Source organism: Ruegeria sp. AP7 (assembly GCF_056539905.1).
The window spans coordinates 75,937-102,683 of the sequence record NZ_JBQFVT010000006.1 but is presented as its reverse complement, the minus strand read 5'-3'; the positions used below and the strand labels follow the sequence as shown (position 1 = coordinate 102,683).

At 56.5% G+C, this 26,747-nt stretch carries 28 protein-coding genes; 13 read left to right on the top strand and 15 right to left on the bottom strand.

Translation table 11 applies throughout. The features are described 5' to 3' along the window. Positions 1 to 104 precede the first annotated feature (104 nt). Entirely contained in the window at positions 105 to 389 is a 285-nt protein-coding gene (locus tag ACR0KN_RS13000) for a DUF1294 domain-containing protein (protein ID WP_319545411.1), read from the top strand. Between the two features lie 10 nt (positions 390 to 399). Here ACR0KN_RS13000 and ACR0KN_RS12995 read toward each other — a convergent pair whose 3' ends face one another. Beyond that, entirely contained in the window at positions 400 to 852 is a 453-nt protein-coding gene (locus ACR0KN_RS12995; protein ID WP_480654059.1) for a GAF domain-containing protein, read from the bottom strand. A 75-nt stretch (positions 853 to 927) separates the two neighbouring features. After that, positions 928 to 2,100, bottom strand: a complete 1,173-nt coding sequence (locus ACR0KN_RS12990; RefSeq protein WP_480654057.1) for a thiolase family protein — start codon at positions 2,098 to 2,100, stop codon at positions 928 to 930. 102 nt (positions 2,101 to 2,202) lie between these two features. On the opposite strand from ACR0KN_RS12990, the gene ACR0KN_RS12985 reads away from it, so the two are divergent. From ACR0KN_RS12985 to ACR0KN_RS12975, 3 genes are all read left to right on the top strand, one after another. Further along, positions 2,203 to 2,541, top strand: a complete 339-nt coding sequence (locus tag ACR0KN_RS12985; RefSeq protein WP_170771531.1) for an STAS domain-containing protein — start codon at positions 2,203 to 2,205, stop codon at positions 2,539 to 2,541. Positions 2,542 to 2,596: 55 nt separating this feature from the next. After that, a complete protein-coding gene (locus ACR0KN_RS12980; protein WP_480654054.1) occupies positions 2,597 to 3,013 on the top strand; it encodes an ATP-binding protein in 417 nt (138 codons plus the stop codon). 211 nt (positions 3,014 to 3,224) lie between these two features. Beyond that, positions 3,225 to 4,802, top strand: a complete 1,578-nt coding sequence (locus ACR0KN_RS12975; RefSeq protein ID WP_480654052.1) for a gamma-glutamyltransferase family protein — start codon at positions 3,225 to 3,227, stop codon at positions 4,800 to 4,802. Positions 4,803 to 4,826: 24 nt separating this feature from the next. Here the strand turns inward: ACR0KN_RS12975 and hspQ are convergent, their stop codons facing one another. Continuing rightward, positions 4,827 to 5,153, bottom strand: a complete 327-nt coding sequence (gene hspQ / locus ACR0KN_RS12970) for a heat shock protein HspQ (protein WP_010440833.1) — start codon at positions 5,151 to 5,153, stop codon at positions 4,827 to 4,829. A gap of 80 nt (positions 5,154 to 5,233) precedes the next feature. Here hspQ and ACR0KN_RS12965 point away from each other — a divergent pair, with 80 nt between their 5' ends. Both ACR0KN_RS12965 and ACR0KN_RS12960 read left to right on the top strand, forming a co-directional pair. Next, a complete protein-coding gene (locus ACR0KN_RS12965; protein WP_010440831.1) occupies positions 5,234 to 6,115 on the top strand; it encodes an AEC family transporter in 882 nt (293 codons plus the stop codon). A gap of 60 nt (positions 6,116 to 6,175) precedes the next feature. Next, positions 6,176 to 6,757, top strand: coding sequence for a transglycosylase SLT domain-containing protein (locus ACR0KN_RS12960; RefSeq protein ID WP_170771537.1), 582 nt, complete (start codon positions 6,176 to 6,178; stop codon positions 6,755 to 6,757). A 10-nt stretch (positions 6,758 to 6,767) separates the two neighbouring features. Here the strand turns inward: ACR0KN_RS12960 and ACR0KN_RS12955 are convergent, their stop codons facing one another. The 4 genes from ACR0KN_RS12955 to ACR0KN_RS12940 form a co-directional block, all read right to left on the bottom strand. After that, on the bottom strand, positions 6,768 to 7,364 hold the full coding sequence (locus tag ACR0KN_RS12955; protein WP_170545217.1) for a LolA family protein: 597 nt from the start codon (positions 7,362 to 7,364) through the stop codon (positions 6,768 to 6,770). 39 nt (positions 7,365 to 7,403) lie between these two features. Continuing rightward, on the bottom strand, positions 7,404 to 10,295 hold the full coding sequence (locus tag ACR0KN_RS12950; RefSeq protein ID WP_480654049.1) for a DNA translocase FtsK: 2,892 nt from the start codon (positions 10,293 to 10,295) through the stop codon (positions 7,404 to 7,406). A 14-nt stretch (positions 10,296 to 10,309) separates the two neighbouring features. Next, positions 10,310 to 11,491 carry an aminotransferase class I/II-fold pyridoxal phosphate-dependent enzyme gene (locus ACR0KN_RS12945; protein WP_480654227.1) on the bottom strand — a complete coding sequence of 394 codons (1,182 nt, stop codon included), beginning with the start codon at positions 11,489 to 11,491 and terminating at the stop codon, positions 10,310 to 10,312. Positions 11,492 to 11,599: 108 nt separating this feature from the next. Next, positions 11,600 to 12,928 carry an amidase gene (locus ACR0KN_RS12940; protein ID WP_480654047.1) on the bottom strand — a complete coding sequence of 443 codons (1,329 nt, stop codon included), beginning with the start codon at positions 12,926 to 12,928 and terminating at the stop codon, positions 11,600 to 11,602. Between the two features lie 88 nt (positions 12,929 to 13,016). On the opposite strand from ACR0KN_RS12940, the gene ACR0KN_RS12935 reads away from it, so the two are divergent. Further along, on the top strand, positions 13,017 to 14,243 hold the full coding sequence (locus tag ACR0KN_RS12935) for an FAD-dependent monooxygenase (protein WP_480654045.1): 1,227 nt from the start codon (positions 13,017 to 13,019) through the stop codon (positions 14,241 to 14,243). On the opposite strand, the gene ACR0KN_RS12930 is transcribed toward ACR0KN_RS12935, so the two are convergent. From ACR0KN_RS12930 to ACR0KN_RS12905, 6 genes are all read right to left on the bottom strand, one after another. Next, positions 14,240 to 14,425 carry a Trm112 family protein gene (locus ACR0KN_RS12930; RefSeq protein ID WP_010440817.1) on the bottom strand — a complete coding sequence of 62 codons (186 nt, stop codon included), beginning with the start codon at positions 14,423 to 14,425 and terminating at the stop codon, positions 14,240 to 14,242. The genes ACR0KN_RS12935 and ACR0KN_RS12930 overlap by 4 nt on opposite strands. Then, the gene (locus ACR0KN_RS12925) at positions 14,422 to 15,063 is read right to left on the bottom strand and encodes an LON peptidase substrate-binding domain-containing protein (protein WP_010440815.1); all 642 of its coding nucleotides are present in this window, start codon (positions 15,061 to 15,063) and stop codon (positions 14,422 to 14,424) included. The genes ACR0KN_RS12930 and ACR0KN_RS12925 overlap by 4 nt, the downstream gene beginning before the upstream one ends. A 27-nt stretch (positions 15,064 to 15,090) precedes the next feature. After that, entirely contained in the window at positions 15,091 to 16,008 is a 918-nt protein-coding gene (locus ACR0KN_RS12920) for a tetratricopeptide repeat protein (protein WP_480654043.1), read from the bottom strand. Positions 16,009 to 16,095: 87 nt separating this feature from the next. After that, positions 16,096 to 16,884 (bottom strand): exodeoxyribonuclease III, encoded by a 789-nt coding sequence (locus tag ACR0KN_RS12915; protein WP_480654041.1) that lies wholly within the window; start codon positions 16,882 to 16,884, stop codon positions 16,096 to 16,098. 114 nt (positions 16,885 to 16,998) lie between these two features. Further along, positions 16,999 to 17,466 (bottom strand): GNAT family N-acetyltransferase, encoded by a 468-nt coding sequence (locus ACR0KN_RS12910; RefSeq protein WP_480654039.1) that lies wholly within the window; start codon positions 17,464 to 17,466, stop codon positions 16,999 to 17,001. A 188-nt stretch (positions 17,467 to 17,654) separates the two neighbouring features. After that, positions 17,655 to 18,341 carry a response regulator transcription factor gene (locus tag ACR0KN_RS12905; RefSeq protein ID WP_008756096.1) on the bottom strand — a complete coding sequence of 229 codons (687 nt, stop codon included), beginning with the start codon at positions 18,339 to 18,341 and terminating at the stop codon, positions 17,655 to 17,657. 161 nt (positions 18,342 to 18,502) lie between these two features. On the opposite strand from ACR0KN_RS12905, the gene ribA reads away from it, so the two are divergent. Both ribA and ACR0KN_RS12895 read left to right on the top strand, forming a co-directional pair. Then, positions 18,503 to 19,597: a GTP cyclohydrolase II gene (ribA, locus tag ACR0KN_RS12900; protein ID WP_260023277.1), complete on the top strand. Its 1,095-nt coding sequence runs from the start codon at positions 18,503 to 18,505 to the stop codon at positions 19,595 to 19,597. Next, the gene (locus tag ACR0KN_RS12895) at positions 19,594 to 20,094 is read left to right on the top strand and encodes a L,D-transpeptidase family protein (protein ID WP_170476273.1); all 501 of its coding nucleotides are present in this window, start codon (positions 19,594 to 19,596) and stop codon (positions 20,092 to 20,094) included. Before ribA ends, ACR0KN_RS12895 begins: the two co-directional genes overlap by 4 nt. Here ACR0KN_RS12895 and ACR0KN_RS12890 read toward each other — a convergent pair. Beyond that, positions 20,078 to 20,737 carry a YggS family pyridoxal phosphate-dependent enzyme gene (locus ACR0KN_RS12890; RefSeq protein ID WP_480654037.1) on the bottom strand — a complete coding sequence of 220 codons (660 nt, stop codon included), beginning with the start codon at positions 20,735 to 20,737 and terminating at the stop codon, positions 20,078 to 20,080. The genes ACR0KN_RS12895 and ACR0KN_RS12890 overlap by 17 nt on opposite strands. A gap of 102 nt (positions 20,738 to 20,839) precedes the next feature. After that, positions 20,840 to 21,847, bottom strand: coding sequence for a porin (locus ACR0KN_RS12885; RefSeq protein ID WP_480654035.1), 1,008 nt, complete (start codon positions 21,845 to 21,847; stop codon positions 20,840 to 20,842). 282 nt (positions 21,848 to 22,129) lie between these two features. On the opposite strand from ACR0KN_RS12885, the gene ACR0KN_RS12880 reads away from it, so the two are divergent. The 4 genes from ACR0KN_RS12880 (at position 22,130) to holA (ending at position 26,746) form a co-directional block, all read left to right on the top strand. Next, positions 22,130 to 22,618 (top strand): DUF3576 domain-containing protein, encoded by a 489-nt coding sequence (locus ACR0KN_RS12880; protein WP_480654033.1) that lies wholly within the window; start codon positions 22,130 to 22,132, stop codon positions 22,616 to 22,618. A 72-nt stretch (positions 22,619 to 22,690) separates the two neighbouring features. Continuing rightward, positions 22,691 to 25,243: a leucine--tRNA ligase gene (leuS, locus tag ACR0KN_RS12875; RefSeq protein WP_480654031.1), complete on the top strand. Its 2,553-nt coding sequence runs from the start codon at positions 22,691 to 22,693 to the stop codon at positions 25,241 to 25,243. Then, the gene (gene lptE / locus ACR0KN_RS12870) at positions 25,230 to 25,721 is read left to right on the top strand and encodes an LPS assembly lipoprotein LptE (protein ID WP_170545248.1); all 492 of its coding nucleotides are present in this window, start codon (positions 25,230 to 25,232) and stop codon (positions 25,719 to 25,721) included. Before leuS ends, lptE begins: the two co-directional genes overlap by 14 nt. Then, positions 25,718 to 26,746 carry a DNA polymerase III subunit delta gene (gene holA / locus ACR0KN_RS12865; protein WP_480654029.1) on the top strand — a complete coding sequence of 343 codons (1,029 nt, stop codon included), beginning with the start codon at positions 25,718 to 25,720 and terminating at the stop codon, positions 26,744 to 26,746. The genes lptE and holA overlap by 4 nt, the downstream gene beginning before the upstream one ends. The last annotated feature ends 1 nt before the right edge of the window (position 26,747 follow it).

The window sequence follows — 26,747 nt, the reverse complement described above, 5'->3', positions numbered from 1 at the left end:
TTAGCGTGAAATTTTTTCTTACTTTTTCACGGTGCCTCGAATCGGTGAAATTTCCAAGCATTTTTTCACTTGGGTCCGCAAAAATAGTTGGCTAAGCACGGTCCATGTGGATTGCCGTAATTTATCTTTGGGCCATTAACGCCCTAACCTTATTGATCTTTGGTTGGGACAAGTTGCGTGCACGCCGCAGAAAGCGGCGCATTCCTGAGCGGCGCTTGTTGTGGTTGGCAGCTCTGGGCGGCAGTCTGGCCGCGCTTCTTGGGCGCTGGATATTTGGGCACAAGACACGCAAGCGCGGATTTTCCACTTGGCTTTATGCCATTACCGCGTGTCACGCCGGGCTTTGCTATCTGATCGTCTCTCACGACCTCGGGGCGCTATTGCAATAGATGCAGATTCCTAGCGCGCAAAAACATCCGCAAGAATGGAGCCAAGCGCAACCGCGTCATCCTCGGTAAACGCATCAGGTTGATCGCTGTCGATATCAAACACTGCGATAACGTCTCCGTTAGCATCCCGCACGGGCAGCACCAACTCGGATCGTGTGGAAGATGCACAGGCAATATGGCCCGGGAAGGCGTCGACATCCGGGACCAATTGAATCTGCCCTGTCCTGGCAGCCGCGCCACAAACGCCCCGTTCGAAAGGGATCACAAGGCAGCCGTGCCCACCTTGATAGGGTCCGATTTTCAACACCTCGGGCTCGGTCACGCGATAAAACCCTGTCCAGTCGAAACGGTCGTCGGAGTGATGCACTTCGCATGCCACCGTGGCCATCAGCGCAACCTCGTCGGTTTCACCTTCGGTCAAGGCGGCAATGGTTTTGGCGAGTGTGTCGTAATCGGCTGTCATGTTGATAGACCTTGCATGCGGGAAACTGCGGGCGCTGCCGCCAATTCCCCGGAGTATTTGCAAAAAGTCAAAGCGTCAAACGCGTTCTATTGCTATGGCCGTCCCTTCTCCGCCACCGATGCAGATTGCCGCGACACCGCGCTTGAGGTCCCGTTTTTCCAACGCGTTGAGCAGCGTGACCATGATCCGGGCCCCGGAGGCGCCAATCGGATGACCAAGCGCACATGCGCCGCCATTCACGTTTACGATCTCACGGGACAAGCCCATTTCGTGCATGAAGGCCATGGGCACAACAGCGAAGGCTTCGTTGACTTCCCACAGATCGACATCCTCTTTCTTCCAACCGATACGATCCAACAATTTCTGCGCGGCAGGGACCGGAGCAGTTGTGAACAACCCCGGCGCTTGAGCATGGCTGGCGTGACCAAGGATTCGCGCACGCACGGTCAGGTTCTGCTTTTCAGCCGCCTCAGCCGAAGCAAGCACAAGGGCGGCTGCACCATCCGAGATCGAAGAAGAATTGGCCGCCGTTACTGTTCCATCCTTGCGAAAGGCTGGTTTCAGCGTGGGTATCTTCTCGGGCCGCGCCGACTGTGGTTGCTCATCTGCATCCAGCACGACCTCTCCCTTGCGGGTTTGAATCGAGATCGAGGTAATCTCTTGATCAAAGGCATTATTTTCCTGCGCTGACAGAGCGTTCGAAAGCGATCGCAGAGCATATTCGTCCTGCGCCTCGCGCGTGAACTGGTAGGATTCGGCGCAGTCTTCGGCGAAAGTGCCCATGAGGCGGCCTTTGTCATAGGCGTCCTCAAGCCCGTCCAGAAACATGTGATCAACCACCTGCCCGTGCCCGATCCGTGCCCCGCCGCGCATCTTGGGCAGAAGGTAGGGTGCATTAGTCATGCTCTCCATCCCGCCAGCGACCATTGTCTGAGTATGGCCCAAAGCGATCTGGTCAAACGCAATCATTGCGGCCTTCATGCCGGAGCCACACATTTTGTTAAGCGTTGTGGCGGGCACCTCTTCACCCAACCCTGCCGCAAATCCCGCTTGGCGCGCAGGGGCTTGGCCCTGACCCGCTGGAAGGACGCAGCCCATAAGCACTTCGTCAACGGTCTCAGCCCCTGCACCTTTCAACGCGGAACGGATTGCAGCACCACCCAAATCCGCAGCAGTGACGCCGTCAAACATTCCCTGAAATCCACCCATTGGCGTGCGTGCGGCCCCCGCGATCACAACTTCGTTCATCCGGAATCTCCTTCGTGCTTTCCCGACCATGGATACCGAATGGTAAGAATTACCGTCTAGCGTATTTCTACGATCAAATTGCAATACGAAGGGCGGTTGACCATGGGGCTCAGCAGCGACACGACCGGCGAGACACAAGTAATATCCGTTCACTGCGACCGCATAGATGCCGCAATGGCGATTCAATTCAAAGAAGACATGCGGGCAGAAACACAAACCGGTGCGAAACGAATTGTCCTGGATTTGTCATCGGTAGAATTCATAGACTCTAGTGGCCTGGGGGCCATTGTCGCCTCAATGAAACAACTGGGCGACGGGCGACGCCTGGACTTGGCAGAACCGCGCCCGATTGTTCAAAAAGTGTTTCGTCTTACGCGTATGGACACCGTTTTCAGGTTGTTCGCTTCGCTGGATGAAGCGATATGCGCAGAGGCGGATTGACGACCGGCAGGAGTAAATCGCCGTGGGCGCCAATTGCAAACAAGATTGTCTCAATTTGAGCTTTCCTGCGACTCAGGTTCAGGCCTCCGAAGGGATAGCTATTTTAAGTGCTCGACTGGCAAAACACGGCTTGCCAGAAAGTAAAGCTGACGATGTTAGAATTGCGCTCACCGAAGCCATAAACAATGTGGTTGAACACGCCTATGCCGAGATTTCCCCGACTGACATTAGAATTGATTGCTCTTTGTGCGCAAAAGAACTGATAGTCCAAATTTTTGACTCCGGCGATCCAATGCCCGGTTTGCGTGTGCCAAGCAGCCAACCGGCACCCATCGACACAGATTTGGAGAACCTTCCTGAAGGCGGCTTTGGCTGGTACCTGATTCACCGACTTAGCAGCGACATTCAGTATGAGCGCAAAGACGGAGTTAATCTGCTCTACCTTCGCTTCAACTTTGACACGCCACACTGATCGGCACCAAATGGCCACAATAACGCCCAGATCGAACCATTGTCGCGCCGCAAACAAAGATCATAAACAAGGGGTAGCTCAGATAGCTTCCCTCGGCGCCTAGCGTCACAGCCCCCACCCAGTGAACGGCGCCGAGGAACCTCCTTCCTGAAATTGTTGGACAATTTTATCCCAAGCCCTAATCTCGGCCTGATTACGGAAGAGGTACGCTATGCGCGATCTGCACAAGCCCGGACGGTCTGAAGTTCTGGCAACCGAAGGAATGTGTGCCACATCACATCCACTGGCCGCCAAAACAGCTTTGGACATTCTTGAACAAGGTGGCAATGCGATGGATGCCGCCATTGCGGGTGCTGTGCTTTTGGGCATTTGCGAGCCACAGATGACCGGCTTGGGTGGCGATTGTTTTGTTCTGTATAACCGCGCAGGTGAGAACACCGTGCGCGCACTAAACGGCTCAGGTCGTGCCGCAGCGGATGCTGATGCAGGGGCATTGCGTGATCGCGGACTAAACTCCGTCCCTCTGACCAGCCCCGATGCGGTGACTATTCCTGGCGCCGTTGAGGCCTTTTGCCGATTGGCACAATCGGAGGGACGATTGGGGCTGGAAGCGATTCTGCGACCGGCCATCCACTATGCTGAAATTGGCGTACCAGTTGCGCCGCGCGTAGCGTTTGATTGGCAAAATAGCGCCGCGACCCTGCAAGGTGCAGCACGGGATCACTATCTGAAGGATGGCAAACCCCTGCAAACCGGTCAGATTTTTCGGGCACCGGGCCAGGCAGAGGTACTGCGCCGTGTGGCACGACACGGGCATGACGCGTTTTATAACGGTGAGATTGCCGAAGACATGCTGGCGGTCTTGTCCGAACTTGGAGGCACACACACAGCACAAGATTTCGCAGCGGTTCAGAGTGACGAAGCGTCGCCTGTTCGTGGAGATTACGCAGGTGTCGATCTGTACGAACATCCTCCAAACGGTCAGGGCGCCACCGCAATCCTTTTGCTAAACATTCTGAAACATTTTGATTTGGCAGCACTCGACCCATTGGGGGCCGAGCGGGTGCATATTGAGGCCGAAGCCACCAAGTTAGCCTATGACGCCCGCAACCGGTTCATTGCCGACCCCGATCATAGCAGCCGGATGGCGCATTTCCTTGCCCCAGAAACCGCTGCAAGCCTGGCTGCCCTCATAGACCCGAAACGCGCTATGTCCGCAGCCGCCCCTCTGACTGAATCCGTGCACAAGGACACCGTCTATATCACCGTCGTTGACCGGGATCGCATGGCGGTTTCGCTGATCTATTCGATCTACCATGGGTTCGGCTCGGGCATTGCTTCCGAGAAGTTCGGAATATTGCTGCAGAACAGGGGGGCCGGGTTTAATCTTGAACCTGGACATCCGAATGAGTTGGCAGGTGGGAAGCGTCCTATGCACACCATCATTCCCGGTCTTTTGCGTGAAAATGGCCGGATAACGATGCCCTTTGGCGTCATGGGGGGTGCCTATCAACCGACCGGCCATGCCCGGCTTGTATCAAACCTGACGGATTTCAAGATGGAGATGCAGCAGGCCATAGACACCCCCCGCGCGTTTGCGGATGGAGGTGTATTAAAAATGGAACGCGGCTATTCTGACCCAATCAAACAACAATTATCCGATATGGGGCACATCATTGAAGTTCTGGAAACACCCCTTGGGGGCGCGCAAGCCATTCGAATCTGTGACACAGGCATCTTGATAGGGGCAAGTGACCCGCGTAAAGACGGCTGCGCCCTTGGATACTAAACACTTACAATACAGCTACGGAATTCAGTTCAACTGAAAATGTAACGGGTATGATCCGTCCTGAAACGGGCCGAACATATTGGGGATGTCGGGGTGATCAACGGGCTCACCCGATTGGTCTTCGATCAGATTTTGTTCTGAAACATAAGCCACATAGAAGGATTGGTCGTTTTCAGCTAGCAGGTGATAGAACGGCTGATCTTTCAGAGGGCGGCTATCTTCGGGGATGGCCTGATACCATTCTTCTGAATTCGAAAATTCCGGATCGACATCAAAAATTACCCCTCGAAAAGGGTGTCTTTTATGTCGAACCACCTGTCCCAGGCGGTACTTGGCTTGTGTCTTTAACATTGTTTCGGCCCCCAAAGAGGTTACTACCTCTTTTCGGGCGGAAAAGCCAATCATTGAGTGGAAATTCGGGGAAACAGTCTGTGCACCTACTACTGACAGTGTTCGAAATCGTGGCCCCTGTGTTCCTTTTGGCTGGGATCGGGTTCGCATGGGTTAGGCTTGGATTTGAGTATCGGCTACAGTTTGTAACGCGTCTTGCGGTCACACTTGCGGTGCCCAGTCTGATTTTTGTCGCCCTGATGCAGACCAATATTCCCGGTGGGGATCTGACCCGGTTCACCATTGCGGCAATTGCGGCCCATATCGCGCTGGCAGCAGTGTTTTGGGCCTTTGTGCGATTGACCAGAATGGAGCAACGCACTTATCTGGCACCGCTTATCTTTGGAAATACCGGCAATCTTGGGCTACCGCTTTGCATATTTGCATTTGGTCAGGCAGGATTGGGTTATGCGGTGATCTTTTTGGCAGTGACCGCCCTGTTCTCATTCACCTACGGTATCTATCTGGTTGCCGGGCGCGGAGCTTTTGGGAAGGTTCTGCGCGAACCCATGGTTTGGGCCACGTTGCTGGGGGCTTTGTTTCTTTGGCGCGGATGGCAAACACCTCTGTTTCTGACCAACACGCTGGAATTGCTGGGTCAGATGGCAATTCCGATGATGCTGATTACACTGGGCGTAGCGATTGCCCGACTGACAACCCAAAAACTGCAACAGGCGATTTGGCTTTCTCTGCTCAAGCTTTCTGTGTGCTTCGGGCTCGGCTGGGCTTTTGCCGCCGGTTTTGGGTTGGGGCCTGTGGCTTTTGGAGTGTTGGTCTTGCAGATGTGCACGCCTGTCGCCGTGACATCATACCTGCTGGCGGAAAGGTTCGAGGCTGATTCCGACGCCGTTGCCGGCATGGTTATGGTCTCGACGATGTTGTCTGTTGCAGCACTACCTCTAATTCTCGCTATTATTCTGTAACGATTGTGATTTCCAAAATGCTCAATCTGCGCTAGAATAAAGAAAAAAGGCACGAGGCACATGAGCAGATTTCTTTTCGTACTCTTCGGGGTGCTGCTTTTGGCATCCTGTGGTGGCGGGTCGAAGCAGCCGCCAAGCAGATTGAATGACGCGTGCAGCATTGCGCGCGAGAAGCCCAACTATATCAAGGCCTTCAAAAGCACCGAGCGCAAATGGGGCGTTCCGGTCCACGTTCAGATGGCAACGATTTACCAGGAAAGCCGGTATAGGCACGACGCACGCACGCCGCACAAATATGTGCTGGGTGTTATTCCGATGGGTCGTCAAAGCAGCGCCTACGGTTATGGCCAGGCGCTTGATGGCACGTGGGAGCAGTATCAGCGTGAAACCGGTAAACGCCGCGCCAAGCGGGATCGTATTCGCGATGCGTCAGATTTCATCGGCTGGTACATGAACAAAAGCTATGAGCGGAACGGCATCCACCCTAGCGACACACGCAACCAGTATCTGGCCTATCACGAAGGTCATACGGGTTACGCGCGCGGCAGCTACAACAGCAAGTCATGGCTGCTGAATGTGGCGAGTGATGTGGACGCCCGCGCAGAACTGTATCAGGCCCAGTTGGCGAATTGCCGATATTGAACCTGTCGCGTCAGCGATTGCTTGACCCGATTCTGGCCTTGTTAGAAAATACATTTGAATCGAGGGTCCCCCCCTCGGTCAGAGGCCCAAGCAGAACGGTCGTCCGACTGCCTGCGTTGTCGTGTATCACCCATTTGCGCAGCTCAACCGGATCGGAAGTAAACATCAGTTCGATCCGGCCGCTTTCAGGGTTCTTGGGGTCCTGAGCCGTGACAATCGTAGCTGTTCCGTCAAAGTCGTGACCCACGACCATGTTGGCTTGTGCAAGATTGACATTGCGCGCCAAGACCAGAGACAGCGGGGTACGTTTCAAAGGGTACTGCTCGGGCGGTTGGTTCGATTTGGGGTCGAATATCTGCACCGTTCCGGCCCGTGCCAAAACCACCGCGTCATTTGGCGGATCATATTCAAACCGCATCTTACCCGGGCGCTGCAACCACAGCTTTCCGGTGCTCAACGAGCCATCATCATTTACTTGCGTGAACGTGGTCTGAACCGTTTTCAACTGATTCAGATAGTTAGAGATCTGCGACAGCGGCAGCTTGTCCGCCGCCCATGCGGCAGGTGCGGCTAGTGTCAGAGCAAGGGCAAAAGCAATCTGTTTCATAAGCCCCAGATAAGCGTTCTGCCCTTGTTATTAAATATCCTATTGCTCGGGGACGAGGATTTCACGTTTGCCCACGTGATTTGCCCCGGAAACAACGCCTTCGTCTTCCATCTGCTCAACAAGCCGCGCCGCTTTGTTATAGCCAATGGCGAGTTTCCGCTGAATGTACGAGGTTGAACATTTGCGATCCTTGATCACAATCGCCACCGCCTGATCATAAAGGGCGTCTTCTCCGTTGGTGTTACCACCGGTATTCAAGCCCAGAACGGCGTCGATATTGTCAGCCTTTTCCTCGGCCGGGCCATCGACTACGCCGCTCATGTAATCCGGCGGACCGAACTGTTTCAGGTGATTGACGATCTCCTCGACCTCTTCATCTGAGACAAACGGACCGTGGCAACGGGTAATCTTGGCGCCGCCCGCCATATACAACATGTCGCCCTGCCCCAGCAGCTGTTCGGCCCCCATCTCACCCAGAATGGTGCGGCTATCGACTTTCGAAGTTACCTGGAACGAGATCCGCGTCGGGAAGTTAGCCTTGATCGTGCCGGTGATCACATCGACCGAGGGGCGCTGCGTGGCCATGATCAAGTGAATACCTGAGGCGCGCGCCATCTGTGCCAGACGCTGGATGCAGGCCTCAATCTCTTTACCTGCGACCATCATCAGGTCGGCCATCTCATCGACGATGACGACGATATAGGGCATTGCCTCAGGCGCGAATTCCTCGGTCTCGAACATCGGCTCGCCGGTTTCATCGTCGAATCCGGTCTGGACCGTGCGGCTGAACATCTCTCCCTTGGCCAGCGCGTCCTTCACGCGGCCATTATAGCCCGCGATGTTGCGCACGCCCATCTTGGACATCTTGCGATAGCGATCTTCCATCTCTCCCACGACCCATTTCAGGGCGACGACCGCCTTTTTCGGGTCAGTCACGACGGGTGAGAGCAGATGCGGAATACCGTCATAAACGGACAGTTCCAACATCTTCGGGTCAATCATGATCAGGCGGCATTCATCCGGCGTCAGCTTATAAAGCAGCGACAGGATCATCGTGTTGATCGCTACCGACTTACCGGAACCGGTTGTACCAGCAATCAGTAGATGAGGCATCTTTGCGAGGTTCGCTACGACAGACTCACCGCCGATATCCTTACCTAATGCCAGCGGCAGCGCGTGATTTCCATCGCCGAAATCACGGCTGGCGAGGATTTCGCGCAGCACCACCATCTCACGATTTTCATTCGGCAATTCGATCCCGATCACCGAACGCCCCGGCAGAGTCGACACCCGCGCCGACAGGGCCGACATCGAGCGCGCGATATCGTCCGCCAAACCAATCACACGGCTGGCTTTCAGGCCCGGAGCCGGTTCAAGTTCGTACATTGTGACCACGGGGCCGGGGCGGACGCTGACGATCTCACCCTTGACGCCATAATCATCCAGTACGTTTTCCAGCATCCGCGCATTTTCCTCCAGCGCCTCATCACTCAGGTGATGACGCTGAATGCTGGCCGGGTTTGACAACAAGCCCAGCGGTGGCAGTTCGAAATCGGAATGCCGCTCCTCAAATGAAAGTGTCGGCTGCGCCTCGGCCTGTGCCCGGCGCGAAGGCGGGGGAGTGCGCCGAACCGGCTGAGCCACTACGGGCTTACGCGGTTCAGCCACCGGTATCTTAACCGCCTGCCGTGGTTGCGGCGCCTGTTCAGGGGCATCCTCAAACACTGCCTCGTCTTCATAGTCCGGTTCGGCCACAAAATCAGCCTGAGCCAAATAAGACGCCTCAGAACCAGCAGTCATCGGTGGTTCGGGGGGCAAACCGGCAGATGTCATCGGAGGCTCAGGTGGCAATTCATCTGCCACGCCAGAGTTCAATATCAGCGGATCCGGGCCCCTACCCCGCCCTTTGGTCAATGGCAAGCTCGGATCAGGTTCAGGCGTCAGCTCCCCTGCCGCGACCTTACGATTGCGTACCGCAGCCGAAATCTTGGACCGAATACGATCCTCGCCGGGCATATCGTAATAGCCTTCGACAGCGACGTTTTCGATCAACTCGGGCTCGGGCATCGGTTCGGGGCGGCGGATCAGCGATGGCATCCGCGCCAGAAGACCTGTCTTAGCTGCGGGCTCCTGAATTTCAGGCTCAGGGTCTCCAAAAACAGGATCTGCATAGGCCAGATCATCATCAAAATCCGCCTGCACCGCTAATGAGCGTTCTGCTTTACGCTCGGCCCACTGCGCCTTTCGATCGCGCGCGGCCTGCGCGGTCGCGGTCGCCCCTCGGCCCAGCGCATTCATCAGCAAGTCATAAGCCATGACCAGCCCCAACAAGAAGGCCCGGAAACCATTGCGCACATCGACTTTGGTAAAACCCAACACGAAAACGCCCAGCGCCAGCATCCCAACCGCCATCGCGAGCGACATCAGCTTGACAAGAAAATGGGAAGAGATCGGCAACAGCGTCAACAAAGCGCCCATCACCGTGTCACCAAACAGACCGCCCAACCCATAGCTATGCGTAGCGCGCCACTCAGCCCCCGGCACCAGCGTCGCTGCGTATACGGCCAGAACTGCAATCCAGATCGGAGCAAAAATCAAACGGGCAATTGCGCGATCTTCGCCAAAATGGCCAGCAAAGCGCACGCCCCATGTGACCAATACCAGCGCGACACCTAGGCTGCCCCACCCCACGATCATGAACAACGGTGCGGCGATCGAGGCCCCGATGCGCCCCATCCAATTCTGCACAGGTGCGTCGGTCGATACCATCCAGTTCGGATCGTCAGGCGTATAGGACCATACCATCGCGGCGGCTGCGAGCCCCAACAAGATCAGAGCGATCCCGATCAGTTCCTTACTGCGCCGTTCGATGGCGGCTTGCGTGGTGCTGTCCAGCAGCGGGTCACGGTTGCGCGCGTTCAATGATGCCATTTTGCCCTCGTACCTCACGAATAGACGCAGTCGCGGAGTGTAATTAAACCGCGCTTCATCTCTGTTTTTGGGGCCACCATAGCGACCCTGATAAATTGCTCGCCCGGGTTTTGCCCCGGATCACCTTGGGAAAGATATGCGCCCGGCAGAACCCGAACGCCGGTTTCCTGCCAAAGCTTCAATGCGGTTTCTTCGCCGTTTTCGACCGGCAGCCACAGGAAGAACCCGGCCTCAGGCGGCATGTAACCCTGCACACCTGCAAAGACCTCATCCGCGATGGCGTATTTCTCCTGATAAAGAGCGCGGTTCTCCTGCACATGCACCTCATCGGCCCAGACTTTGGCGGCGGCGACCTGCAACGGTGCAGGCAAGGGGGCACCCGCATAGCTGCGCAACAGCTTGACCTGTTTTATTGTCTCAGGCCCACCCGCGATCAGCCCGGACCGCAATCCGGCCAGATTTGATCGCTTGGACAGTGAGTTGAAAAGCGTAACCCGCTCGGGATCAGCGCCCAGTTCCTGCGCAACGGTCAATGCGCCGACCGGTGCCGCGTCGCGGTAGATCTCGGAGTAACACTCATCGGCAAAGATGCGAAAATCGTATTTCTCGGCCAATTGGATCAGTTCAGCCCAATAGTCTCGCGATGCGACCGCCCCCTGAGGGTTCGCGGGTGAACAGATATAGGCGACGGCCGTGCGATTCAGCACCTCTTCGGGCAAACTGGTGTAGTCCGGCAAATGGCTGGTCGCAGCGGTTGCGGACACAAAATAGGGCTGCGCTCCGACCGAGATCGAGGCGACCATATAGACCTGATAAAATGGGTTAGGGCACAGAATGATCGGCTGCTGGCCGTTCTTCTGTTCAGGGCACAGTGCCATCGCGGCATTGTACAACCCCTCGCGGGTGCCGTTCAGAGCCATCACATTGGTATCTGCATCCATCGACACGCCATAGCGGCGGTTGACCCAGTCAGCGATTGCAGCGCGCAATTCGGGCGAGCCCTCGTTTGGCGGATAGCCTTGAAATCCGGCGGCGTTTTCCATGATCACGTCGGTTACCCAGGGCGGGAAATCGTGCTTAGGCTCGCCAATGGTCATGTGAACGATATCGCCACCCGGTTGATGATGATCCAACAGGGCGCGCAGACGCGGGAATGCATATTCCGGTAGGTTCGAAAACCGCTCGGGGTAATTCATCATACTGCCTCAATATCGGGGTCATTTTGCGCCCCGTTTCTTGGCAGATTACAGATCGACCCGGGTCTCGTCCAGACAAAGAGGTTCCGAATCAGGGGATTGTGGCATTCAGGTCAAAACACCTTCGGCGGCTGATCCGAGCCGTAACAAGGCCTCTTCCGACCCCGGATAGCCCAGCATCATCAGCCCGCAACCGGGTGTTCCCGTGGGCAATGTCAGCGCCGCAAGTCCCATCAGATTTCCAATCCTTGTGTTTCGGAGGGCAAGAAGATTCTCGGTGACATAGTAGTCATGGTCATTCATCAGCCGGTCCAGATTAGGCGGCAAGATCGGTGCGGTCGGCGCAAGCACCGCGTCAAACCCGGCGGTCGCCGCGTCCCAGGCCTGACGGCAGGCAGTCAGCATTGACCAGGCAGCCACGTAATCCGGGCCGGTATATGCTTTGCCCATGCGGAACCGTTCCAGGATTTCGGGATACATCGCTTCAGGGTTCGCTTCGATCACGTCGCGCCACAGACCATAGGCTTCGGTCGTATAAAGCACACCTGACAGTCCCATCGCATCGTTCAACTCGGGCACTTCAAGCGGAACAATCTCGGCCCCGGCCTCTTTCAGACGCACCAGCGCCTCATCATAGGCCTTAGCAGGTACCTCGCGCAGATCATCTTTGGCCACGTTCTGCAAATCAGCAAAGCGGCGACCTTTCAAAGAGGCCCCGCGCAGATCAGCCGGGACTGTGCCCTCCAGTGCAGCCAGCATATGAGCGGCATCCTCAACAGACCTTGTCAAAGGCCCAACCGTATCGAATTTCAGGCAAAGCGGTACGACGCCTTCGAGGCTAACGCGCCCCGCCGTGGTTTTGAGCCCCACAAGATCGTTCCATGCAGAAGGAATGCGCACCGATCCACCCGTGTCTGATCCGATGCCACCAGCCGCAAGACCCCATGCCACCGAGGCCCCTGCCCCTGAGGATGAACCTCCGGGTACGGCCTCTTCGTCATTCACACACGGAGGTGTGGCCGTCACAGGGTTGAGGCCCAAACCCGAGAACGCCAATTCGCTCATGTGGGTTTTACCCAGACAGACCGTGCCCATAGCGGTCGCGTTCCGTACCACCTGCGCATCAGATTCGGGCACGCGGCCTTTTAGCAGGGCCGAACCTGCCTCGGTTCCGACGCCTGCCGTGTCAAACAGGTCTTTCCAGCTGATTGGAACCCCATCCAGCAATGATCGACGCAGGCCAAGTTTGACGCGCTCTTGCGCTGCTTGTGCCTCGGCGCGGGCGCGGTCGTGGGTAACACAGGCGTAAATGCGATCGCGATGTGGATGGGCGTCAATCGCGCTCAGATATGTTTCGGTCAGTTCAACCGGATCGATCTGCCCCATTCCGATACCACGACCCAAATCACATGCCGTCATGGTCAGCCAGTCTTGCATCCGGTCACCTCCCGAGTAATTCCGTGTCCGGACGGTAGCGACAGGACCGCACATGGACAATCCCGAATGGGCACGCATATTGCAGCACATGGAACACAGATCCGACATCCTGATTGTTGGCGGCGGCCTGAATGGCCCTGCTCTTGCGCTGGCGCTGGCTCAGACCGGGCATTCGGTCACCGTAATTGATGCACTGGCAGAGAAGGTACGCAAGAACGCGGCCTTTGATGGGCGTGCTTACGCACTGGCGCTGGCCTCACAACGTCTTCTGGACGCAATCGGCGTTTGGGAGAAGGTCGAAGACCACGCCCAGCCCATGCTCGAAATCAAGGTCACGGACGGCCATGCCGGTGCAGGACCCTCGCCATTTTTCATGCATTTCGATCATGCTGAGATCGAAGAAGGTCCAATGGGCTATATGGTCGAAGACCGTCACCTTCGGCGCGCCTTTCTGGAAGCCATGGCCGAACATGCCAGGATCACTGAAATCAGCGGCAAAACGGTTGTATCTCAGGACATCACAGCACTCGGAGCGACGCTGACGCTAGACGATGGTTCGACTCTGTCTGGCAATCTTTTGGTCGGTTGTGATGGTCGTCGCAGCGGGACTGCAATGCGCGCTGGGATAAAGCGCACGGGATGGGACTATGGCCAGACTGCTTTGGTTTGCGCCATAGAACACGAACTGCCCCATCACGGAATTGCCCATCAATTCTTCATGCCCCCCGGCCCGCTGGCGATTCTGCCTCTAACCGGGAACCGTAGTTCCATCGTGTGGAGCGAACGCAGTGAGACGGCCAAACAGATCAATGCCCTGCCCGAGGCAGATTACCTGCAGATCCTGCGCCCGCGCTTTGGTGATTTCCTTGGAGACATCCACCTGCAAGGCGACCGGTTCACATATCCGCTGAACCTGACAATTGCCAATTCCTTCATAGCGGATCGACTGGCCTTGGTTGGAGACGCCGCCCACGGTATGCACCCCATTGCCGGGCAAGGCCTCAACGCGGGACTGCGCGATGTGGGGGCCTTGGCCGAGGTCCTGACTCTTGCAGGCCGACGTGGCGAAGATATCGGATCAACGCTGGTACTGGAGCGTTATCAGGAGTGGCGTCGGTTCGACACCGCCTCGCTCGCAATGGCGACGGATGTGTTCAACAAGCTGTTTTCAAACGACAACCCTCTACTCCGCATGGGCCGGGATATCGGTATGGGCATTGTCGGATCTCTGCCCGGGCTGCGCCGGGGCTTTGTGCGCGAGGCAGCAGGGCTGACCGGTGATCTGCCGAAACTGCTGCAAGGGCGCCCGATTTAGTCCAGTTCGCGCGCCTCATCCACAAGCATCACCGGGATACCATTGCGGATCGGGAAGGCTAGCCCGGCGGCTTTAGAAACGAGTTCCTGCCGCTCGGCATCATAGTGCAGCGTCGTGTGCGTCTGCGGACAAATCAACGCCTCAAGCATATGACGATCAAAAGCGTGTTCGGGTGTGCTCATTGCAAATGTTCCTCATTCGATCCGCCACGCATGGCGAACTCAATCAATGTCACCAAGGTCTCGCGCCGGGTACGCAGGCAGGGGGCTTCAAGCAGGGCCTGCTTTTCCTCAGGGTCGAATTCGAGCATCATCGACAGCGAATTGACCAAAAGCTCGTCGTCTGCGTCTTTCATCGTGTCCCAATCGGTCGACAACTGGCGCGATGAGAAAAACCGTTCCAGTAGTTTTAGGAACCTGTTTCGATCAAAACCGTCATCCACTTCGGCCTTGCCCAGATCACGATCGAACCCATCCCACGACACCGAGGCGCGCCGATAAGGGGTGAAACTGTCCAGTTCTGATTTGACCCTAAAACGCGATATACCAGTCAGAGTGATCAGATAGCGACCATCTTCAGTCTCGGAAAACTGTGTGATGCGGCCGGCGCAACCGATTTGATGCAGCTTGGTCTCGTCCCCCTGACAGGTGTTCGGCTGCACCATCCCAATCAGCCGCTCCGACGTTTTAAGCGCGTCATCAAGCATCTGGAGATAGCGCGGCTCAAAGATGTGCAGCGGCAGGCGCGAGCGCGGCAACAGCAGCGCTCCGGGCAGAGGAAACACAGACACCGTTTCCGGCAGATCAGCGGGGTGCATCATGTAGACGAGTGTAGCCCTGATCGGAATTTAGGCAAATATCATCGAGCTGAGCTTGCGCCGTCCGTTCAACACGATCGGATCATTGGGCTTGAGCGCATCGAAGATCGTGAAGAGCTGGGCCTTGGCCGCGCCCTCATTCCATTCGCGATCCCGGCGGAACAGTTCGAGCAATTGAGCGACCGCCTCATCAACATCACCGTTGGCATGCAAGGCCTGCGCAAGATCAAATCGGGCTTGATGGTTGTCAGGCTCAGCCTCAACCGCCGCAGTCAATTCACCAACCGGCCCCGCATCCGCCGCCTGTTTGGCCAGTTCGAGCTGCGCATGGGCTGCTTCAACCTCGGGTGAAGTTGAAATCTCGGCCGGGGCACCGTTGAGGATGGCTTCAGCCTGATCCAGATCACCCAGCGCGATATGCGCCCGTACTAGCCCGCCATAAGCTGCAGCGTGGTTGGCATCCTCGCCCAGAATAGCCGCAAAGGTTTGCGCCGCGTCAACAGCCGCCCCTTCAGTCAACATTTCTTCTGCGGACTGAACCGCATCGTCCAGCTGATTACCGGGGCTCTCGCCACCTGCGGCTTCGATCACGCGATCAATAAATGCCTTGATCTCAGACCCTGGCAATGCGCCTTGAAATCCGTCAATTGGTTGACCCTTGTGAAAGGCATAGACGGTTGGAATCGACTGAACACGCAGTTGTCCCGCAATCATCTGAGCCTCATCCACGTTGATCTTGACCATCTTGACCGCGCCCTTGGCTGCGGTCACCGCATCTTCCAGTGCCGGGCCTAGCGTTTTGCAAGGACCGCACCATGGAGCCCAGAAATCGACGAGGATCGGCATCTCTTGCGAGGCTTCGACCACATCGGCCATAAAAGTGGCCTCGGTCCCATCCTTGATCAGATCAGTGGTATCAGGGCTGGCTGCGCCGTTCAAAAGATCCATGGTATTTACTCTCAGGTTCGTATTTGCGCTCTATATGCAGCCCCGCAGTTCAGAAACCAAGGGCTGAGTCGAGCGTTTTTACATCAATCAGACGTCGAATGTCGCAAAAACCGGCGCGTGATCGCTTGGTTTCTCCCATCCACGCGCATCGCGCAAAACTCGGCTGGAATGGCCAGCGTTCGAGATATCAGGCGTGGCCCAGACATGATCTAGCCTGCGCCCCTTATCTGCCGCGTCCCAATCCCGCGCCCGGTAGGACCACCAGCTATAAAGCTGCCCTTCGGGGATATCCTGCCGGGTAATATCGACCCAGCCACCCGCATCCTGCGTCTCGGCTAGCGCTTCAACTTCGATCGGCGTATGCGAAACCACCTTGAGCAGTTGTTTGTGCGACCAGACATCATCTTCGCGCGGGGCAATATTTAAATCGCCAACCAGTATGGACTTTTCCGGCTTCTCTGCATGGAACCAGTCCCGCATATCGGTCAGGTAGTCCAGTTTCTGACCAAATTTCTCGTTCACCTCGCGATCCGGGACATCACCTCCGGCAGGAACATAGAAATTGTGGATGGTCACACCATTATCCAGCCGACCCGCGATATGGCGTGCATGACCCAATCCCGCGAAATCTTTGTCCCCCACTTCCTCTAGCGGCAGCCGGGACAGGATGGCGACACCATTATAGCCCTTCTGCCCCCGCGCGATCAAATGCGTGTAGCCAAGCTCGTCAAAGCCCTCGGTCGGGATCTTGTCGACCGGCGACTTGCATTCCTGCAAACACAGCACATCTGGCGCCTCTTCCTGCAGCAATTTCAGCACGATAGGCTCACGCAGGCGGACCGAGTTGATGTTCCATGTGGCAAGGGTAAAGGGCATATCGGAAAGTTCCTTTGTCTCGATTTGCGCAGGTTAGCGCGCGACCGTGAGCGGCGCCATGGGAAAAGATCAACAAATCGGATCCTATTGCGTGAAACAGCATGTATCGGGCTTTCAGCCTGTTTTAATACGATACTTTCTGAACTTCGCACCCTCATACTCGATTTCACCGATATAGTGGGCACCCAACCGTGCCAAAGCCCCCAATTTTCGACGCGATAGAGGCAGTAAAAACGTCACGAACGGGATGCGCGGGTCCGCAATAGCAAATTCAATTGCCTGTCGCGTGATCCGCGAGCCTAATCCAAAATATTCAGGCCTCAGAACCAAACCATAGTCCCACTCGTCGCCTTCTTTTTGGAACCCACCCCAACCTATGTATGTATCGCCCTGCAATATTGCCCAATGCCCAAGCCCGTCACGCACCCAGTACTCTTCCTTGACCTGAACAAATTGGACGACGGCTACGTTGTCCCATCCGCTTGTTAACAGAGGCAAATGTTCAGCCAAGCGAGGATCAGACATGTGCGAAAGAATATCTTGCGGATCAACCTCGGGTAGGCGTTTAAAGGTCAGTTTCATCTCAATCTCTGATCGTGACAACATAGTAGAATTCAGGCGATCAATTGGCTGAGCGTTAAAAAAAGCCGGGCCATGGGGCCCGGCAGTCCAACAGGGAGGTGCATGTCATAACCCGGACATGCGCGGGTTGGGAGTAATCTAAAGATACCTACAGGGTATCACTTTGATCCAAGTCAATCCACCATTAGTCAAGCAACAAGGCGATATCCGCCCGATTCTGTGACCAAAAGGCGCGCATTTGACGGGTCGGGTTCGATCTTCTGACGTAGACGGTAGATGTGCGTTTCCAATGTGTGCGTCGTAACACCGGCGTTATAACCCCACACTTCGTGCAGCAGGACATCGCGCGCGACAACGCCATCGGTCGACCGATATAGAAACTTGAGAATGTTTGTCTCTTTCTCAGTCAGACGGATCTTGCGATCATCTTCGGTCATCAGCATCTTCATCGCTGGTTTGAAGGTGTAGGGGCCAAGAACAAATACTGCATCCTCGGATTGTTCGTGTTGACGCAGTTGGGCCCGAATGCGTGCCAAAAGAACCGGGAATTTGAAAGGCTTGCTGACATAGTCGTTTGCACCTGCATCCAGGCCAAGGATCGTATCGGCATCACTGTCGTGCCCGGTCAGCATCAGTACAGGGCTTTTGACACCTTGCTTGCGCATCAGGCGGCACAGCTCGCGGCCATCGGTATCGGGCAGGCCGACATCTAGAATAACCAGATCATAAATCGCTTCGCGTGCACGCTCCATTGCGGACTGACCATCTGATGCTTCGAACACATCAAAATCTTCGGTCATCACGAGTTGCTCGCTGAGCGCTTCGCGCAAATCTTCGTCATCATCCACCAGCAGGATTTTCTTGAGCTGAGCCATGTCCGGTCCTCCTAAGCCTTTTCCATCACTTGCGTACGGAGAATGCAATCAGCAAGATATACTGCAGTCGCCTCACGGCCTCGTGTCTGTCGCATAGGAATTGTTTCACATTTCCCATTGATCAGGGTAGGAGAAAGACAAATCGTTATAGGGTAACATACATGAGTCTCGTCCCCAACATAACTGAACTGCTGGCGCGGGCGCGGGCCGACCTGCGAATGGGCGTTCCTGTCGTTCTGACGGATGAACTGGGATTCGGTGTTCTTGCGTTCGCCACGGAAACGCTGAGCCCGCAGAGACTGGCAGACTTACGTACCCTTGGTGGAGAACCGGTTGTGGCCATTACAATGCGGCGCGCCGAAACACTAAAAGCGCGCGCGTATGACGGCGATCTGGCCCGGGTCATGATCCCGGCGGATGCCGAGCTAAGCTGGGTCCAGGCAGTCGCAGACCCCTCGGACGATCTGAACGCGCCCATGAAAGGGCCGTTGATGACCCAGCGGCAGGGCAGCGCAAATTTGCACCGGATCGCGATTGCGTTGGCCAAATCGGCCCAACTGCTACCCGCGACTGTGGTCGTCCCCATCGATGAAAGCCATGAGTTTGCAGCAACGCACGGACTGACCCGTATCGATCATGCACGCGCGGCACCACATCTGACCGATCGAAGCGCGTTGCATCCTGTCGTCGCCGCGCGCCTTCCGATGGAAGTTTCAGAGGCTGGTCGCCTGCACGTATTCCGCCCCGAAGACGGCGGAGAGGAACATTACGCCGTTGAGATCGGACGCCCGGACCGAGACAAACCCGTCCTCGCTCGGCTGCATTCAGCCTGTTTTACCGGTGATCTTATGGGCAGCCTGAAATGCGACTGCGGTCCGCAATTGCGCGGGGCTCTAACTCAGATGGGCGCCGAAGGTGCGGGGGTTCTGCTCTATCTGAATCAGGAAGGGCGCGGCATTGGACTCGCCAACAAGATGCGCGCCTATTTCTTACAAGATCAGGGCTTTGATACGGTCGAAGCCAATCATCGATTGGGTTTCGAAGATGACGAGCGGGATTTTCGACTGGGGTCTGACATCTTGAAGTCTCTGGGGTTCAGTTCGGTACGTCTGCTGACCAACAACCCCGCTAAGATCGCAATGATGGAGCGAACCGGAATCGCCGTCACTGAACGCGTTCCTCTGAAGGTGGGCGAAACTGATTTCAACCGCTCGTATCTTGCAACCAAAGCGGCGAAATCGGGTCATTTACTGTGACACCACGCGATCTGGTTCTAACACCTCGGGGCATACGGTTTTTGGGGCGCATGTTCCCCTGTGCAATAGGCAGGGGATCTCTGAGTCGAACCAAGCGGGAAGGAGATGGTGCTACACCAGTGGGCGCGCATCATATTGTCGGGATGCTCTACCGCGCTGACCGAATGTCGCGGCCCGCTTCTTGGGCGCGCCCTATCGGAACAAACGATTTATGGTCAGACGACGTAGAAGACACCGCCTATAATCATCTGGTTCATGCGCCTCACGGCTACAGCCACGAAAAACTGCGTCGTCCCGATCCGTTGTACGATCTGATACTTATGACCGACTGGAATTACCCTGACTCAATACCCGGTCAAGGTTCGGCCATATTCCTGCATCAGTGGCGACGACCGCGCTATCCCACAGAAGGCTGCATCGCCTTCCGGCGCGACCATCTACGATGGATCGCGCGGCAGATTGCACCGGGTAATCGGCTGATCATTCCTCAGGCTTAACGCGCGCACCAAAGATGGCTGATCCGACGCGAACGTGAGTCGCGCCCAAGGCAATTGCGGATTCGAAATCGCTGCTCATCCCCATCGATAACCCGTCCAACCCGTTCCTTTCGGCTATTTTTGCCAAAAGCGCGAAGTGCAGTGCGGGTTCTTCATCGACCGGTGGGATGCACATCAATCCACGAATGGTCAGGTCAAGGCCTCGGCATTCAGAGATAAAGGTGTCCGCATCAAGTGGAAGTACGCCTGCCTTCTGATCCTCTTCACCCGTATTGACCTGAATGAACAGATCCGGGCACTTGCCCATCTCTTGCGCCAATCTCGCCAGCGTTTTCGCAAGCTTGGGCCGGTCGACCGAATGGATCGCATCGCAAAGCTCGATCGCCTGCCGTGCCTTGTTGGTCTGCAGCGGTCCGATCAAATGCAAATCGACATCTGGATAAATTTCCCGGAACGCGGGCCATTTGCCCGCTGCCTCCTGAACCCGGTTCTCTCCAAAACACCGATGGCCCTGTTGCAAAACGGCTTCGACCCGATCGTTGGGTTGAACCTTGGAAACCGCGATCAACTTTATAGACCCAGTGGCGCGCCCGGATGCGGATTCCGCATTTGCGATACGGTCAGTGATATCTTGCAGCGACATGGGGCCTCTCATTTTGCGTTTGCTGCAGCAAAACATCATGTAGACGAAAAAGAAAAGGGCAGGTCCGAAGACCTGCCCTTAAACCTTGCGGTTCAAATCAACTTAGAAGTTGAAGTTGACACCAAAGTCTGCGCGAACGCGCTCGTCGCCATCACCGGAGCGTGACTGGCCAAGGCCACCTTTCAGCGACACACCGCCACCCAGGTCATGGATGAAGCCAATACCGTAAGCCTGGACATCGTCGTCCGCGCTACCGTCACCGTATGCGGCGGTCAGAGTGGTCGCCGCGCCAAAGTTGTAGGCCAGCGAGAAACCATACGCGGTGCCGTTGCGCGCATCGTCTGCAACGTCATCGTCAGCTACAAACAGGGTACCGTTGAAGTCGCCGAAGTCAGCACCCAGGGTCAGTACAGTCAGAGTGTCTTTCTCACCACCGAACGGACGGTCGGTCTGACCATAGGCCAGAGCGGCTGTGACGTTGCCGAAGGTGTAAGTTGCACTGATATCCCAGCGGTCGCCGCTGTCGGTGTCTGCACCGGCAGTTGCGGTTTCAGCAAAAGTGGCTTGGTCATACGACGCGCCAAAGGCGAAATCGCCAACTGCGTACTGGAAGAACACAGCGTTCGAACCTGAACCGGTCGACGAGAATGCCAGGAAGTTGTAGTCAACAGCGGCATACTGACCGATGAAGAATTCCAGGCCAGGCTCGTTACCGTAGTAGTTTGCCAGGTTGTCGAAGGCACCCGATACGTTGCCCGCGTCAACACGCAGACCGCCGTAGATTGCCGAGAAGCGCGCGCCGCTCAGCTGAGCTGTGCCTGCTTCGCCGTTGCCGGCGTTTTCGTCAGCTTGCAGACGAACACGAGCCGAGAACTCAACACCACCGTCGGTTTCTGCGGTGCCGTCGATGTTCAGACGGAAACGCGAGATCAGGATTGTGTTGTCGGTGTCAACGCCAGAAGCGGTGCCGCCATCAATCGAATCAACGGTGCCGGTACGGTCTTCCAGGTAACCAATACCAAAGCGGCCATAACCGCTGAATTTAACGTCGGCCGCTGCAACACTTGCGGTTGCGATCAGAGCGGTCGATGCGAAGAGAACTTTTTTCATCTTGTTTCCCTCGGTTTCAAAGATATTTCTACTCGACACATGCAAAGCACGCGTCTCAGCACGGACATCGTTTCGCTTTTTTTACCCCGGTTGCGCAAGCTTGGCATAAACGCTCTGCCGTCATTCAGATCGAATTGGTGCAAGGATGCCACAGTCGATTTTCCGCCAGGTCCTGCGGGCAACTCACGCCCATATGTAAAGAATAGGCTTGTTGCAGCAGCACTCCTTGTCTAGGAGTGACATTCAAACAGTACAAAACAAGTAAAACAGGACCTTCCAACGATGCGCCTGATAACGTTTCTGGGTTTGATCATGGTGACGGCGACTGTCTCTGCCTGTAGTCGTGGGCGACTGCCGCCAGGAGACGCCAGCGTTTTGACCGTTGATGGCAGCTCGTCAGAAGAGCGTGAGCTGAATGATCCGAATCGTACGACGATATGGGACATCTTCGGCCCGGACACATCCGAGCAGGTAACGCAGGTAAACCGCTATCTTTGGGCCGCGTCCCTGGACGTGCTGAATTTCCTGCCCATTGAAGAGGTTGATCCGTTTACAGGTGTGATCGTTACCGGTTACGGAAGGCCGCCCGGCGGCGGGCGGTCGTATCGCGCAACGGTACATATTAGTGATCCAGCGCTCGAGGCGCGCTCACTTTCTGTAGCGCTTCAAACCAGTGGCGGTTCCCCGGTCAGTGCGGCAACCTCTCGCGCGGTTGAGGATGCAATCCTATCCCGGGCCCGTCAGCTACGGATTGCTGACAACAAGTTCTAGCAACCCGCAAGAAATCACAATAATACAACGCCGGGTTCATGCCCGGCGTTTTCATTCACGAAGGACCGCACCATGTCGCGCTACTCGGCCAACGAAATCGAAGCAAAATGGCAAGAGGCCTGGGACAAGGCCGGAATCTTCACCGCCAACCACAAGGCGGACAAGCCGAAATACTACGTGCTTGAAATGTTCCCCTATCCCTCAGGCCGCATTCATATGGGGCATGTGCGCAACTATACGATGGGCGACGTGATCGCGCGGCATAAACTGGCGACCGGACACAACGTGCTACATCCGATGGGCTGGGATGCCTTCGGAATGCCAGCCGAAAATGCCGCGATGGCAATCGGCGGCCACCCTAAAGACTGGACCTACGGCAACATCGCCGACATGCGCGGACAGATGAAACCGCTGGGCCTGTCGATCGATTGGTCCCGTGAATTTGCCACCTGTGATCCGGAATACTACGGCCAACAGCAAGCGCTGTTTCTAGATATGCTTGAGGCCGGTCTTGTCTACCGCAAGAACGCCGTAGTGAACTGGGACCCGGTCGACATGACCGTTTTGGCCAATGAACAAGTAGAAAACGGCCGTGGCTGGCGTTCGGGTGCATTGGTGGAGCGTCGGGAGCTGACTCAGTGGTTCTTCAAGATCTCGGATTATTCCGAGGAGCTACTCGACGCGCTGGACACGCTGGATAACTGGCCCGCCAAGGTGCGCCTGATGCAAGAAAACTGGATCGGCAAGTCGCGCGGCCTTCAGTTTGGGTTCGAACGAACCGATGGCGAAGAGCCTATCACCGTCTATACGACTCGTCCCGACACGCTGCTGGGGGCGTCTTTTGTTGGCATCTCGCCTGATCACCCGATCGCCAAGCAGCTTGAGGCCGAGAACCCCGAAGTTGCTGAATTTGTTGCCGAATGCCGCAAGGGTGGCACGACCGAAGAAGCCATCGAAACGGCCGAAAAGCTGGGTTACGACACCGGCATCCGCGTCAAGCACCCTTTGGACCCGAACTGGGAGCTGCCGGTTTGGATCGCCAACTTCATCCTCATGGACTATGGCACCGGCGCGATCTTCGCCTGCCCCGCCCATGACCAGCGCGATCTGGATTTCTGCCGCAAATACGACCTGCCGGTGATCGACACGTTCTTCGCACTGGACAGTGACACACCGGTCGACAAAATCGCCTTTGTGCCGCCTAAGACCGAAAAGGTCCGCTGGGTGAAACATTTTGCCGGTCTGACCGAGGCGACCGGTGATGAGGCGATTAACGCGACGGTCGATTTCGCCGAAAAAGCAGGATGGGGTGAGGGCGTCACTAAGTACCGCCTGCGCGACTGGGGTCTGAGCCGTCAGCGGTATTGGGGTTGCCCGATTCCCGTTGTCCATTGCGACAAATGCGGCACCGTGCCCGAGAAGAAAGAGAATCTGCCGATTCAGCTGCCCTATGACGGAGGCAACGGCGAACCAATCGACTTTTCGATCCCTGGCAACCCGCTGGACCGTCACCCTAACTGGCGTGACACCCCTTGCCCGTCCTGCGACGCACCGGCCAAGCGTGAAACCGACACGATGGACACGTTCGTCGATTCGTCGTGGTACTTCGCCCGTTTCACTGCGCCGCGCGCGGAATCGCCTACCGATCTTGCCGAAGCCGAGTATTGGATGAATGTCGACCAGTATATCGGTGGGATCGAACACGCGATTCTGCACCTGCTCTATTCCCGTTTCTTCGCCCGGGCGATGAACATCACTGGCCACCTGCCGAAAAAAGCCATCGAGCCCTTCAATGCGTTGTTCACGCAAGGCATGGTCACGCACGAGATCTACCAGACGCGCGATGCCAAGGGCCGACCGGTCTACCACCTGCCCGAGGATGTGACCGACGGCAAATTGGCCGACGGCACCGAGGTAGAGATCATCCCTTCGGCCAAGATGTCGAAATCCAAGAAAAACGTGGTTGATCCGGTAAGCATCATCTCGGCCTTCGGTGCCGATACCGCGCGCTGGTTCGTGCTGTCCGATTCGCCACCCGAACGCGACGTGGAATGGACCGCGTCCGGCGCTGAAGCCGCGTTCAAGCACCTGAGCCGCGTCTACCGGATCGCATTGGAAATCGTCGGGTCGGACGTGGCCGCTAATGCCGAGGACGAAGCGCTACTGCGCGAGATGCACAAAGCCATTCACGATGTGTCAGGCGGCGTCGAATCCTTCGGCTTCAACGCCTCGATCGCCAAGCTTTATGCCTTCACCAACACGCTGGCGAAATCAAAGGCGGGCACCGCAGCCAAGCGCGAGGCCGCAAAAACGCTGGCACAGCTTATGTCGCCCATGACCCCTCACCTGTCAGAAGAGCTTTGGCAGATGCTGGACGGCGAAGGTTTGGTCGCAACAGCACCGTGGCCTGTGGCCGATGGGGCGATGCTGGTTGATGACACCATCACCCTGCCCATTCAGATCAACGGCAAGCGCCGTGCAGAAATCAGCGTTCCGAAAGACATGGACAAGGCAGAGGTTGAAAAAATCGCGCTCAGCACCGAAGCTGTGCAAAAGGCGCTGGATGGCGCTGCTCCGAAAAAAGTGATCGTTGTTCCGGGCCGAATCGTAAATGTCGTCGTTTGATCGCAGAACCTTGCTGTTGATGCCGCTAGCGCTTGCCGCTTGCGGGTTCGAGCCGGTCTATGCACCCGGTGGATCAGGCTCGGCTCTGGATGGCAAGGTCGAGGTATCAGCACCGAATACGGTCGAAAGTTTTCTGCTGGTACAGAATCTTGAGCGTAAATTGGGCCGAAGCGCGACCTCCGGCAATGAATACAAACTAGATGTCGTGGTTTCGACGGTCACCCGCCGAGCCTCAATCACGACGGCAAATGAAACCAATCGCTACACGATTGATGGCAATGCCAGATACGAGTTGAAGTCCGACGCGACCGGGCAGGTCCTTGCCTCTGGACGGGTCACAGATTTCGTCGGTTATTCTGCCGCTGGCTCGACCGTCTCAACATTGGCTGATGAACGCGACGCGACCGAGAGATTGATGGTGATCCTGGCCGATCAGATCGTAAATCGTCTATATGCCACACCGGGCCTGTCCGCATGAAGCTGAGCCCGCGCGAGGCTGAGGGATATTTTGCCAAGCCGGATGAGGGCAAAGCGGGTCTGCTGATCTACGGCGCGGACGCCATGCGGGTTGCCCTGAAACGCCAACAGGTACTGGCCGCCCTGCTTGGACCCGGCGCGGAAGAAGAAATGCGCCTGACCCGAATCCCTGGAAGCGAGCTGCGCAGCGACCCGGCCTTGTTGCTGGACGCAGTAAAGGCGGTCGGGTTTTTTCCCGGACCACGCGCGGTATTTGTCGAAGACACGACAGATATGGCAGCGCCCGCGATTCTCGGCGCTTTGGAAGACTGGGATCATGGCGACGCTCAAATCGTTGTAACCGCTGGTCAGCTCAAACCCAGCTCAAAAATCCGCAAAGCGTTTGAGGCGAACCCGGTAGCGTACGCCGTTGGTATCTATGATGATCCACCCTCTCGGGCCGAGGTAGAACGAATTCTAGCGCAAGCCGGGTTACAAAATATTCCACGTGATTCGATGTCGGCCCTCAGCGAGCTCGCCATGGCGCTGAGCCCAGGTGATTTCACGCAAACCGTTGAGAAACTGTCGCTTTACAAGCGTGGCGATACAAGCGAACTGACGATAGAAGATATCGATGCATGCGCGCCACGGTCAACTGAGGCTGCTCTGGATGATGTGTTGAACGTTATCGCCGAAGGCCGCGCGCAAGAGATCGGGCCGCTGATCCGGCGGTTGCAGGCGCAGGGCACCAATGCGGTAACGTTGTGTATCGGTGCCACGCGACATTTCCGGACTCTTTATGCCTGTGCGTCAGATCCAGGCGGGGCGGCACAGGGAATCGGCAAATTGCGCCCTCCGGTCTATGGCAAACGGCGCGATCGGATCTTACGGCAAGCCCAGAGTTGGGGGGCACAAAAATTGCAGACCGCATTGACGGTTCTGACCGATACTGACCTGTCCTTGCGCTCGGCTGGCCAAACTGCACCAGCAATGGCGCTAGTGGAGAGGGCCATGATCCGCTTGGCAATGCTGGCCAGATCCGGCTGAA